This window comes from Nocardiopsis oceanisediminis (genome assembly GCF_048595525.1).
Lineage (GTDB): Bacteria > Actinomycetota > Actinomycetes > Streptosporangiales > Streptosporangiaceae > Nocardiopsis_A > Nocardiopsis_A oceanisediminis.
Window position 1 is genome coordinate 5,240,712 of the sequence record NZ_JAFMZJ010000001.1, and the last position, 12,038, is coordinate 5,252,749.

At 75.6% G+C, this 12,038-nt stretch carries 10 protein-coding genes; 3 read left to right on the forward strand and 7 right to left on the reverse strand.

From position 1 onward, the window contains the following. Window positions 1-41 precede the first annotated feature (41 nt). From J0910_RS22920 to J0910_RS22935, 4 genes are all read right to left on the reverse strand, one after another. A complete protein-coding gene (locus J0910_RS22920) occupies window positions 42-701 on the reverse strand; it encodes a response regulator transcription factor (RefSeq protein ID WP_017596008.1) in 660 nt (219 codons plus the stop codon). Continuing rightward, window positions 698-2,257 carry a sensor histidine kinase gene (locus tag J0910_RS22925; RefSeq protein WP_420160601.1) on the reverse strand — a complete coding sequence of 520 codons (1,560 nt, stop codon included), beginning with the start codon at window positions 2,255-2,257 and terminating at the stop codon, window positions 698-700. Before J0910_RS22925 ends, J0910_RS22920 begins: the two co-directional genes overlap by 4 nt. Next, window positions 2,244-2,594: a hypothetical protein gene (locus J0910_RS22930; RefSeq protein ID WP_420160602.1), complete on the reverse strand. Its 351-nt coding sequence runs from the start codon at window positions 2,592-2,594 to the stop codon at window positions 2,244-2,246. Before J0910_RS22930 ends, J0910_RS22925 begins: the two co-directional genes overlap by 14 nt. A 175-nt stretch (window positions 2,595-2,769) precedes the next feature. Further along, a complete protein-coding gene (locus tag J0910_RS22935) occupies window positions 2,770-3,324 on the reverse strand; it encodes an ATP-binding protein (protein WP_420160603.1) in 555 nt (184 codons plus the stop codon). 575 nt (window positions 3,325-3,899) lie between these two features. On the opposite strand from J0910_RS22935, the gene J0910_RS22940 reads away from it, so the two are divergent. Together J0910_RS22940 and J0910_RS22945 are read left to right on the forward strand one after the other, a co-directional pair. Beyond that, window positions 3,900-4,163, forward strand: a complete 264-nt coding sequence (locus J0910_RS22940; RefSeq protein ID WP_420160604.1) for a DUF397 domain-containing protein — start codon at window positions 3,900-3,902, stop codon at window positions 4,161-4,163. A 331-nt stretch (window positions 4,164-4,494) separates the two neighbouring features. Then, window positions 4,495-5,400, forward strand: coding sequence for a helix-turn-helix domain-containing protein (locus J0910_RS22945; RefSeq protein WP_420160605.1), 906 nt, complete (start codon window positions 4,495-4,497; stop codon window positions 5,398-5,400). Window positions 5,401-5,707: 307 nt separating this feature from the next. On the opposite strand, the gene J0910_RS22950 is transcribed toward J0910_RS22945, so the two are convergent. Beyond that, complete coding sequence (locus J0910_RS22950; RefSeq protein WP_420160606.1) at window positions 5,708-7,528, reverse strand: SGNH/GDSL hydrolase family protein; 1,821 nt, start codon at window positions 7,526-7,528, stop codon at window positions 5,708-5,710. Between the two features lie 214 nt (window positions 7,529-7,742). Between J0910_RS22950 and J0910_RS22955 the strand changes: the two genes are divergently transcribed. Beyond that, a complete protein-coding gene (locus J0910_RS22955; protein WP_420160607.1) occupies window positions 7,743-8,747 on the forward strand; it encodes an LLM class flavin-dependent oxidoreductase in 1,005 nt (334 codons plus the stop codon). A 468-nt stretch (window positions 8,748-9,215) separates the two neighbouring features. On the opposite strand, the gene J0910_RS22960 is transcribed toward J0910_RS22955, so the two are convergent. Further along, window positions 9,216-9,665: a type II toxin-antitoxin system PemK/MazF family toxin gene (locus J0910_RS22960; protein ID WP_420160608.1), complete on the reverse strand. Its 450-nt coding sequence runs from the start codon at window positions 9,663-9,665 to the stop codon at window positions 9,216-9,218. A gap of 962 nt (window positions 9,666-10,627) precedes the next feature. Next, window positions 10,628-11,989 carry a hypothetical protein gene (locus tag J0910_RS22965; RefSeq protein ID WP_420160609.1) on the reverse strand — a complete coding sequence of 454 codons (1,362 nt, stop codon included), beginning with the start codon at window positions 11,987-11,989 and terminating at the stop codon, window positions 10,628-10,630. Window positions 11,990-12,038 lie beyond the last annotated feature (49 nt).

Below are 12,038 nucleotides of genomic sequence, written 5' to 3' on the forward strand. Positions count from 1 at the left end.
CCTCCGGGCCCGGTGGGATAGGTACCCCGGCGCGGGCCGGCTCAGTCGGCGAGCCGGTAGCCCATGCCGCGCACGGTCTGGATCCGGCCGGCGCCGACCTTCTTGCGCAGCGCCCGGATGAAGACGTCGACCACGTTGGACCCCGGGTCGTAGTCGTACCCCCATACCTGGGAGAGCATCTGCTGCCGGGAGAGGACCTGGCCGCGGTGGCGCATCAGCAGTTCGAGCAGGGCGAACTCCCGGGCGGTGAGGTCGACGGTCTCCCGCCCGGCGGTGGCCCGCCGGGTGCGCAGGTCCAGGGAGAGGTCCCCGTGCGCCAGGACGGTGGCCTCGCCGGTGCGCTCGCCGCGCATCCGGAGCCGGACCCGGGCCAGCAGCTCCTCGAACCGGAACGGCTTGGTCATGTAGTCGTCGGCGCCGATCTCCAGCCCGGTGACGGTGTCCCGCACCCCGTCGCGGGCGGTGAGCACCACCACCGGGAGCGGGGAGCCGCTGTCCCGGACCTTGCGCAGCACGGCGAACCCGTCGTCGTCGGGGAGGCCGAGGTCGAGCACCATCAGGTCGTAGTCGCCGGTCAGCGCGTACTCGACGGCCTCGCGGGCGGTGCCCACCACGGTGGTGGCGAAGCCGTTGGCGGTCAGGCCCTTGCGGACGAAGGAGGCGATGCGCTCCTCGTCCTCCGCGATGAGGATGCGGGTCACTGGCGGTCACTCCTCGCGCCGGTCGGGAAGGTCAGGGTGAAGGAGGCGCCCTCGCCGGGCGCCGAGCGCAGGTGCACCGATCCGTGGTGCGCGTCCACGATGGCGCGGACGATGGCCAGGCCGAGGCCGGCCCCGGCGCGGTCGCCGCCGGTGGAGGCGCCGCGGGCGAACCGGCCGAAGATGCGGTCCTGCTCCTCGGGGGCGATGCCGGGTCCGGTGTCGCGCACCCAGAAGGACGCCTTCTCCCCGTCGCCGGAGAGCCGGGAGCCGATCGAGACCATCGAGCCGGGCGGGGTGTAGCGGACGGCGTTGGCGGCGAGCTGCACCATGGCCTGGGTGACCCGCTGCGGGTCGGCCCGGATCGGGCCCTCGCCGATCTCCTCCAGGCGCCACTCCCGCTCGCCCAGGGCGCGCACCTTGGCGTCGATGTCGATGGTGAGCTCCTCCACCGAGACCCGCTCGTAGTGCAGGAAGTCCGGCCGCTCGGCCTTGGCCAGCAGGAGCAGGTCCTCCACGATCCGGGCCATCCGGTCGAGTTCGTCGGTGACCAGCCGGACCACCTCGCGGCGCTCCTCGGGGTCGTCGCCCATCAGCTCCAGGTGGCCGCGGACGATGGTGATCGGGGTGCGCAGCTCGTGCCCGGCGTCGTCGATGAACCGGCGCTGCACGTCGAAGGCGCCGTGCAGCCGGTCGAGCATGCCGTTGAACTGCTCGGCCAGTGCGGCGACGTCGTCGTTGCCGGGCACGTCGATGCGGCGGGTGAGGTCCTCCTCGGAGATCTCCGCGGCGGCCTGGCGGACCAGCCGGACCGGGGCGAGGATCCGCCCGGAGACCCACCAGGCCGCGGTGCCGGTGAGCAGCAGGCCGACCGCGCCGACCAGCCCCACGGTGCGCGTGGTGGTGCCCAGCTCGGCCAGGTCGGCGGCGGTGAAGTAGCCGACCACGAACCAGCCGTCCGGGTGGCCGCTGCCGGCCGGCGCCTTCACCCGCAGCTTCTCCCAGTGCATCTCCCCCTCGGGGGTGCTCACCGAGCCGCGGGCCGCGGAGTCGTCGAGGATCTCCCGGAGCAGCGCGCCGTCGGCGGAGACGTCGTAGACCGGCTCCGGGCCCTGCCGGACCCGGCCGGTGGGCACCTGCGCGCCGGGGGCCTCGTCGATGTGGCCGAAGAGGATCTCGGAGTCGTCGGGCTGCTGGTGGGTGAGGTAGGCGCGCATCAGCGCCTCGGTGTGCGTGAAGCTCCGCCCGGTCTCGGGGTCGATGCCCACCCGGGCGTACTCCTCGAACTCCTCGATCTCCTGGCCGAGGGCGGAGTCCACCCGCCCGTCCAGGCCGCCGAGGAGCGATTGCCAGGTCACCAGCACCACGAGCAGGAGCACGGCGGCGGTGAGGGAGGCGACCCAGAGCATGATCCGCACCCTGGCGGGCAGCCGGAGCCGCGGCCGGGCCTCCTCGGTGCCGGCGCCCTGCGGGTCGGTGGTGACCAGGTCCTCGGCGAGCGGCGCGGTGGGCGCGATCACCGGTCTGGGGCCGCGGTCCGGGCCGTCAGTCGTCGTCATCGTCATCATCATCGTCGAGGTCGTCATCGCCCCCGGGCAGGGGCTGCGGCGGGGCGGAGGTCTCCGGGGATCCCGGGGGGTCCGAGGACTCCGGGGAGGGGGACTCCGAGCCGCCGCCGGAGACCGCGGGGGGCGGGTCGACGACGCCCTCGTCGCCGCCCTGCTCCTCCCCGGTGGCGGCGGAGGCGGAGGGGGGTTCGGGCGATTCCCCGACGACCACCTCACCGGGCGGGCGCGTGTCGGGAGCCGTGCGGCCCGCGCTCCAGGCCATGGCGGCGGCCACCGCCAGGACGGCGCAGACCACCCCGATCAGGGCGAATCGGTGCAGCGGTCTCATGGGAAGAGCATCCCGGACCGGTTTCAAGTGAAGATGAAACGCCGATGAAGAGATCTTCATCCGGACCGCGGGCCGGGACGCCGCTCGTGAGAGGACCGGTCCCCCGTGGACGGTGCGGAGGACCGGCCCTCTCAGGAACGGCGTTCGGAGGGGGCCGCCGGGTGTCCGGCCCGGTTCAGGCGGCGGTCTCGAAGGAGGCCCACACGACCTTGCCCTGGCCGCGCAGCGCCCTCCAGCCCCAGTCGGCGCTGAAGGCCTCGATGAGGGCCAGGCCGCGGCCGCCCTCGGCGCGCTCGTCCGGGTCGACCCGGACCGGCGCCTCGGCGCTGGGGTCGAAGACCAGGCAGGCCAGCCGCGACTCGTGCCGGACCAGGCCGAACTGGATGGACCAGTCGGACAGCGCGCCCGCGCTGGGGACGGCGTGCCGGCAGGCGTTGGTGACCAGCTCGGAGACGACGAGCAGGGTGTCGGAGCGGAGCGGTTCCAGCTCCCACTCCCGGAGCACGCGGGTGGTGAAGTCCCGGGCGGACTTGACCGAGGCGGCGTTGAACGCGAGCCCCTGGACGGCGGTGGCCGCGTGCACGAAGAGGTCGCCGACCGGGAGCGGGGCCGCGGAGAGGCCGGTCCAGTCCCAGGGCGCCGGGGCGGGGTTCGCGCGGAGGAAGGACCGCGGGGCGAAGGGGACCGCGGACAGGTCGCCGGGGCCGGAGTGTGCGGGGTAGGCCGTCATGTCATCCCTCGTACCGCTGGGCTGCTGGATGGCTTGGTATCGGCCGGCTCGCGCCGTCCGCGGGTTTTCCGCACGTCCACCGCCCTCCGGCCGGTTTTCGGCCGGTTCGCCGTGACTTACGAGTGTAAGCACGGATGCACGTGCACACCGCAGTCTAGTGAGGCTCGGGCAAAGTGTCGCCCCCGCACCTCTTTGTTATTGAAACGTGCCCCCTGCGCGCCGTTCCTCCCCAGGATCACCGTTGCCCCATCGCGCACCATTTCACAAATAGGTCGCGAGCTGCAGGTTCATCGGACCTCTCGGCCGGCCGCCGCCGGAGGGGCCGACCGCGGCGCCCCCGGTCGGAGCGCACCGGCCCCGACCCCGCCCGGCGGCCGTGACCTCCCCCGGGACACCCAAAGGGGCGCGCCGGTCACTGTCTGAATCGTCACCAGCGCACTGATTTCGCGCATTAAGCGAAGATTATTGTGCTTACCGACGCAAGCACCGGTGCAAACACGAATGCACGTGCATGCAATACTCGCGGCAGCACCCCGGGCGGCCCGGCCGCCCGGAGAGCGACGAAGGAGGAACGCATGAGTCAGTCCGCCCAGGTCGGCAACGGCGCCCCCGCCGACCGGATCGCGGGCGCCGTGTGGCGCAAGAGCTCGCTGAGCAACCCCAGCGGGAACTGCGTCGAACTGGCCCGGCTGCCCGGCGGTGAGATCGCGGTACGCAACTCCCGCCACCCGAGCGGACCCGCGCTCGTCTACACCCCCGCCGAGATCTCCGCCTTCGTCCAGGGCGCCAAGCGCGGCGACTTCGACGACCTCGCCACGCCCCTCGACACCGCGCTCTGACCCCCGCCCGCAGCGTTCCCCGTTCGCGCTGCGGGCCCCCAGGACCGGGCGCCGCCCTCCTCCGCCGGGGAGGGCGGCGTCCTTCTTCTCCCGTCCAGACGGGGTTTTCGGCACATTTCAGACACATTCCCGTGCATGCGCCCCGTGCAGGTGCTCCGTGCAGATATCGTCCCGGGGTGTTGTCGGGCGCCCGCCCGGGGGTTACCGTTGCCTCCGAGGTGTGAGAACCCGGTCCGCATGGTGAGAAGGAACGCGGTCCGGGAGCCCCGGGCTCGGTTTCCCCCTATCCTGTTCCACCGACCCCGCGCGAACCGCACCCCCCGGAGGGCACATGCAATTAGCGCGCACGGATGCGGTCCCCACCGCGAACGTCCTCTCTTCGCCCCGCGGCGGCCCCACGGTCCTGAGGATCCTCCTCGGCACCCAGCTGCGCCGCCTGCGCACCGAGAAGGGCATCTCCCGCGAGGACGCCGGCTACGAGATCCGCGCCTCGCACGCCAAGATCAGCCGGCTCGAGCTCGGCCAGGTCAGCTTCAAGGAGCGCGACGTGGCCGACCTGCTCACCCTCTACGGGGTGACCGACCCCGAGGAGCGGGAGAGCCTGGTCGCCCTGGCCCGGCAGGCCAACAACCCCGGCTGGTGGCACAAGTACAGCGACGTCCTGCCGAGCTGGTTCGAGGTCTACGTCGGCCTGGAGGAGGCCGCCTCCATCATCCGCAGCTACGAGCTGCAGTTCGTGCCCGGCCTCCTGCAGACCGAGGAGTACGCCCGCGCGGTGGTCATGCTGGGCCACGGCGACGCCCCCGGGGACGAGATCGAGCGCCGGGTGGCGCTGCGGATGAAGCGGCAGCGCCGGCTCACCGAGCCCGGGGCGCCGAAGCTGTGGGCCGTGGTCGACGAGGCCGCCCTGCACCGCCCGCTCGGCGGGACCGGCGCGATGCGGCGGCAGATCGAGCACCTCATCGAGATGGCCACGCTGCCCAACGTCACGCTGCAGATCGTGCCGTTCGCCAAGGGCGGGCACGCCGCCGCCGGAGGCCCGTTCAGCATCCTCCGCTTCACCGGGGCCGAGCTGCCCGACGTGGTCTACCTGGAGCAGCTCGCCAGCGCCGTCTACCTGGACAAGCCGGACGAGACGGACAAGTACATGGTGGTGATGGACCGGCTGTGCGTGGACGCCGCCCCGGCCTCCGAGACCGCGCGCTTCCTCGGCTCCATCATGAAGAACTTCGGCTGAGCCCGCCGTCCGGGGCCCGCTCCCCCGGGCCGGCGGCGGGGCCCCGGGCCGCGCCGCCCTTCCGCCGCGCTGCCGCCCCTGCGCCCGCCCGCCGCTACCGCGCGCCCGCGGGGCCGCGCCGCGCGTGAGCGCACCGCCGGCGCGCCCGGACCGGTGCCGGCCGGACCGTTGATTCCGCCCCAGAGGGACGGTCTCGGCGTTGCGGGGGCGGCAGGGCGCCCTGCCGCCCCCGCAGCGCCGAGACCACCGGGGGGAGGGGCGGGGGCCGGGGGGCCGCTGCGGCCGCCGCCCCTCGCCCGGCGGCGGGCTAGGACTCGCCGGGGACCAGCAGGCGCAGGTCGACCGAGTGCGCGATGGCGCGCAGGCCCGCGTCGCCCGGGTGCAGGTGGTCGCCGGAGTCGTACTCGGGCAGCAGCCGGGCGGGGTCCGCGGGGTCGCGGAGCACCTCGTCGAAGTCGAGCACCGCGTCGAACAGGCCGCCCGGTCCGGAGTTCTCCCGGATGAAGGCGTTCACCTCGGTGCGGCGGGCGTCCACCTCCGCCGAGCAGTCCGGGTAGCCGCCGCAGGGCGCGATGGTCGCCGCCACCACCCGGAGCCCGTGCTCCCGGGAGCGCTCGGCGATGGTGCGCAGGCCGTCCGCGAGATCCTCCGCGCCGGCCCCCCAGCGGACGTCGTTGATCCCCTGGAAGACCACCACCGTCCGGGCCCCGGTCTGCGCGAACACGTCCCGGTCCAGCCGGTTCAGCGCGCTCACCCCGCCGGTATCGCTGCTCACCCCGTCGCCGCGGTAGCGGTCGGTCAGCACCCGGTTCGCCGAGATGCCCTGGTTGAGCACCCCGTAGCGGGGCACCCGGTTCTGGTCCAGGAGCCGGTCGGTGAGCACGTCCGGCCAGCGGCGGTCGGCCCCGGGGGTGGAGCCGACGCCGTCGGTGATCGAGTCGCCCAGCGCGACCACCGACCCGGTCCCGCCGGCCGTGTCGATCCCGGCGAGGAACGGCCAGCTCTCGAAGGCGGCGGTGAAGCCGGAGCCGTCCGCCTCCCCGCTCAGGTCGGTCCCCGGTTCGCCCGCGTAGCTGGTCCCGGTGGCGGCGGTGTGCACCGGCGCCGCCTCGACCCGCTCCGGCAGGTGGATGCTGACCAGCAGCTCGGCGGCGTCCGACAGCGCGAAGCCGATCGGGTCGCTGGTGAGCCGGCCCCCGGCCGGGATGGCCGCGGACCGCTCCCCGCCGAACTCCACCGGGACCGGCCGCTGCGCGGCCGCGGCCCCCTCGTCGCGCAGCGCGACCGTGACCGCGCCGATCTCGACCGGTTCGGCGGCGAAGACGTTGTCCAAGTGGAGCCGGGTGTCCGGGCCGCCGGCGCCGGTCCGCACCGCCATCCGGAGGGTCTGGTCCTCCCAGGGCCCCACCTCGGCGTAACCGGAGGCCGAGGCCGCCCAGGTCCCGGTCCAGTCCCGCTGCTCCTTGCGCACGCCGACGTCGAAGACGTGCATCCGGGCGCCGTCCCCGATCTCCGGCAGCTCGATGCCGGTCGGCTTCCGGTCCGGGTCGACCGGCACGGTGACGGCGTACAGCCGCACCTGCTCCCCGGTCGGCCCGTCCGGGGTGTTGGCGTAGGGCAGCGCCACCGCCTTCGTCGCCAGGGAGCCGGTCTCCCAGTCGGGGGTGGTGACGCGGTACTCCTCGGAGCCGTCCCGGTAGATGATCCGCCCGGTGCCGGCGGCGTCGCCGCCGGTGGCCGCGGCCAGGAAGGTGACGGCCCGCACCGCGCCGCGCAGCCGCACCCGCTGCCCGTCGGCGACCGCGTTGTCCGGTTCCCCCGGGCGGGTGTCGGGCATCCGCAGCTCGGTGCCGTGCAGGGTGACGGTGTCCCCGGGGCCCCAGCCGGCGGCGGCCAGCGCCTGCGCGGACAGGCTGCGCCCGTCGCCGTCCAGGTCCGCCCCGTCCGGTTCGCCGTCGTCGGAGACGCCCTCGTTGTCGTAGAAGCGGGCGACGCCGCCCGGCGGGGCCGGGTCGGCCGCCGCCCCGGGAGGCGGCGGGCCCAGTACGCCGACCGCGGTGACCAGGGCGAACGTCGCGGAGTACAGCATCAGCCGTCTCGTGGACGTTCCGGGGGATGTGCGGGCCATGTGACCGTCCTCTCCGAGAGACACGGGCCTCATTGTCACCTCCGCCCCCGTCCCCGGGGTGGATTCCGGGCGTCCGACACGAAAACGGCCCCGCGCCCGGGGTTCCGGGCCCGGGACGGCGGATCCGAAATAACGGGCCGGGCGGTGCGGTTGAGCGAAGGGCGACCCTCCCGCGGCCGCGCCCCGCAGACCCCGTCACGAAAGGCCGCCGACCTTGTCCGCGCCCGGTTCCGCCCCCGCCCTGTCCGTCCTCGACCTCGCGCACATCCCGGAGGGGGGAACCGCCGGGGAGAGCCTGCAGGCCGGCCTGGAGCTGGCGCAGGCCGCCGACCGGCTGGGCTACCGCCGGGTCTGGTACGCCGAGCACCACAACATGTCGACCATCGCGTCCTCGGCCACCGCCGTGCTCATCGCGCACATCGCCGCGCACACCGAGCGGATCCGGGTCGGCGCGGGCGGCGTGATGCTGCCCAACCACGCCCCGCTGACCGTCGCCGAGCAGTTCGGCACCCTGGAGACGCTGCACCCCGGCCGGATCGACCTGGGCCTGGGCCGCGCGCCCGGGAGCGACCAGAACACGCTGCGGGCGCTGCGCCGCGACCCGTCCGCGGCCGATGCCTTCCCCGACGACGTGCTGGAGCTCCGGGGCTACCTGGCCGGCCGCTCGGTGGTCCCCGGCGTGGAGGCCACCCCGGGCAAGGGCACCGACGTCCCGCTGTACATCCTCGGCTCCTCGCTGTTCGGCGCGAAGCTCGCCGCGGCGCTGGGCCTGCCGTACGCGTTCGCCTCGCACTTCGCCCCGGCCGCGCTGGAGGAGGCCGTCGCGGTCTACCGCGCCGAGTTCTCCCCCTCCGAGCAGCTGGCCGAGCCGTACGTGATCGCCGGGGTGAACGCCACCGCCGCCGAGACCTCCGAGGAGGCCCGGCGCCAGGCGCACCTGGCCCGCCGCCGGATGGCCGCCCAGCTGCTGGCCCGGGGCCGCACGCTCAGCCCCGAGGAGGCCGACGCCGCACTGGAGTCGCCCGCCGGCCGGCACGTGCAGCAGATGGCCACCTACTCCGCGGTCGGCGACCCCAAGGAGGTCGTCGCCTACCTCAACGACTTCGCCGCGCACGCCCGGGCCGACGAACTCATCATCGCCTTCCAGGGCGGCGGCCCGGCGTCCCGGCTCCGCTCCGCCGAACTCATCGCCGAGGCCGCCGCCCTGCCCGCCCTCTGACCGCCCCGCCCCGGGCCCCGCACGCATGCACCGGACGCGTTCCGCGCGCCCGCCGGGGGCGGACGGCCGCCCGAACGCGGCGCGATCCGGCCGAGGACCGAGGCGGGCCGCCGCTCTCCTCCCCTTCCGAGGCCTCGGTTCGGGTGCGGCCGGCCGGCGCCCGGACCGCCGTGCCCGCGTGCGGGCCAAGGGGTGCGGAGGGCGGAGCCGCGCACGGCGCCTTGCCTCCCGGGCCCCCGCCGGGGGGTGGTCGGCGCCGACCGTAGCGGCAGCGGAGCACTTCGGCCGAACGGCGCCGTCGAGGACCGCGCCCGCACGGCGGCCGCCGCTCTCCTCCCCTTCCGGGGCCTCTGGGGGTGCGGGTGTCCGCCGGCGCGGGCTCGAGGACCCCGTGCCCGCTCGCGGGCGCGCGGACGGGGACGGGACGCAGCGGAGAGGGGCGGGGGCCGCCCCGGCGCCGGGGAGCGGTCAGCGCCAGCCGTAGCGGCGGCGGAGGACCGCGGCGACCTCGGCGAAGCGGCGGCCGTCGAGGACCGCGCCCTCCCTGCGGATGTCGGTCTCCTCCATCTCGAAGAGCCGGTCCAGGCAGAGGTAGGAGGTGCGGCCGCCGGAGTCCCAGGGGCCCTCGCCGAGTTCGAGCCAGTCGTGCTCCTCGTGCGGGTCGGGCGCCTGGGAGGAGAGCATCAGGGCGTGCAGCCGGGTGCCCTTGCGGCCGACCACCAGCAGCGGGCGGTCCTTGCCCCGGCCGTCGTTCTCCTCGTAGGGGACCCAGGTCCAGACGACCTCGCCGGTGTCGGCCCGCCCGTCGGGCTCCGGCGCGTACTCCAGGCGGGTGGCGCCGGCCCTGGTCCCGATCTCGCGGACCTCGCCGCGCAGCGGATGATCGGCACGGCCGTCGGCGGTGGAAGAGGAATGCATGAGGCGTTTCTACCGCATCGCCGCCGCCCTGTAGGCCCGTGTCCCGTCTCTTTCCGACCGCCCGGTCGGCCTGCGGAGGCGCCGGGGCGGGCAGGGCGCCGTCCCCGTCCCGCCCGGAGCGCGCGGGGAGCGGCCCCGTCCGATCCGCCCGTTCATCGCGTCCGTCCCGCCCGCTCCGCGAGGCGCTCGGCGAGGTACCCGGTGAAATCCCCGGCGGCCCGCGCTCCCGCTCACCGGCGCGCCCGCCGGCCGGTCGGAGTGCTCGGCCGCCGCCGGCCCGCGTGGAGCCTCAGCCCCGCGCCTGCCTGCGTCGGCCCCGGCCCCGCGCACGCCTTCTTCGAGAAGCACCGCCCCACGACGGCGTCGGGCTCCGGGCTGCTGCTTTCGCCCGGCCCGCCGGCCTTGCAGTCCCGCGCAGGACGCGCGTCCAGGGCGGGGAAAGCGACAGCCCGGAGCCCGACAAGGACGGGCGAGGGGCGGGCCGGCCGCAGGGCGGCCCGCGGCCGGACGCTCCAAGCGACCGGGCGCACCCCCGGCAGTCTCTGAGCTTGTTCTTCAACCTCGGGGGCGGCCGGAGCATCGAGGCGGCCGATGGGTGGACGTGGCCTGTGACCGCCGCCCGCACCCGGCTCCGCCCGCCCCGGCCGCCGAGGACCCGCGCCGCTCCTGGGAGCGGACTCGGCCACCGGGGCGGTCGAGCCCGGCGCGGGCGCGGCGGGGCCTTCGCGACGCCCGCGCGGAGGCGGCCCGTCCCGCCGGCGCGCCCCAACCCCCGACCCCGGGCCCCGGACGCCCCCCCGGGGCCCGAAGAACCGGCGTCGGACACCGCGCCATGACGCGGGAAAGGCGGCCGAACGCGCCATGAGCCCGAAGGAGCACCACGCCCGCCCAGGTTGAAGAACAAGCTGAGCCGGGGCGGACCGGTTCCCGACGTCCCGGGAGCGATCCCGGAACCGTTCGGGTCAGGAGCGGGGGCCGCGGTCGGGGGTGCGCAGGTCGCCGCGGAGGATCCGGTCCACCAGGTCGGAGCGGAGGGCGCCGAAGCCGGTGGCCGACCAGACGCTCTTCTCGGCCGGGACCGTGTAGTACGGGACGTCCTCGCCGCCCTGCCGGATCACCAGCGCCTTCGGGGTGGCCCTGCGGCGCACCGCGCGGGCGCAGTCGGGGCAGAGCGGAACGGTGACGGAGCGGCGGGCGCCCACCGGCCGCCACTCCGCGTCGGAGGTGGAGGTGCCGTGCAGCGGGTTGGCGTAGCAGTGCCGCCGCTCCCGGGGCGGCCGCCGGCCCGCGGCCAGCGCCGCCGCCCGCGCCATCCGGTACTCCGCGATGTCGAGCAGGACCAGCGCGCCGACCTCGTCGGCGAGGTCCGCCTCGCCGTCCCGGGCCGCGTCGTGCGCCTTGCCCGCCGCGGTGTGCGCGTTGAGCGCGCCCTGCAGCGCCTCGGTGGCCTCCGCGCCGCCGCGGCCGCCGGTCTCGGCGCGGCTCAGCCGCTCGCCGACCGCCACGATCTCCTCGCCGACCCGCTCGGACAGCTCGTCGAGCCGGGCGGCGTCGGCGTTGTCGAAGGCGGTGAGCGGGGCGGCCCGGACCGCGTGCCTGGTCCGCGCGGCCCTGCGCCGCGCACGGACCAGCAGCAGCACTCCGGCGATCAGCGCCACCGCCCCGGCCGCCCAGGCCAGCAGGCGCGGCCAGGTGAGCAGCGGGAGCGGCATCGATGAGCCGAACAGGCCGCCGTTGCGCTCCTCGTAGCCCTCCTTGGCCTCCTCGTAGACCTGCTCCGCCTTCCCGGAGAGGGCGATCTCCACCGCGCGCTCGATCTCCGCGCCGGGGGTGCCCTGGAAGTCGTTCTCGTAGGAGGGCGCCAAGGCCGCCACGGAGGCGTTGATCCCGCCCTTCTCGTAGGCGCTGTCCGCCGGGTAGTCCGCGCCCTCCACCATCTGCCCGCCGAAGGCGATGTAGTGCGCCTCGGACAGGCCGGACCGGTCGTGAACCGCGTCGAGGAGGTTGTCGACCTCGCCCTGCCACCGGTCGCCCTTGGCGACGGGCAGCGCGATCACGAACAGCGGCTCGCCGCTGGCCTCGATGCTCTCGGCGATGGCGCCGGCCTTCTCCTCGGGCAGGGCCGAGGCGTAGGCGGGGTCCACCAGGACCGGCGACTCCTGCAGCGCCTCGGCGATCTCGGCCGCGCCGCCGGGCGCCCCGCCGTCCGTGTCGGCCGCCGCCGGGGCCGCACCGAGCAGTGCGGCCGCGCCGAGCAGCAGCGCCGCCGCGCGCGGGGCCCGCCGCCCCGCGGCCGCCGGCCCGTTTCCAGTCCTGCCGAGCACCGTTGCGCCTCCCGTGTCCGCCGTCGTTCCGCGCCGCTCCGGCGCCCGG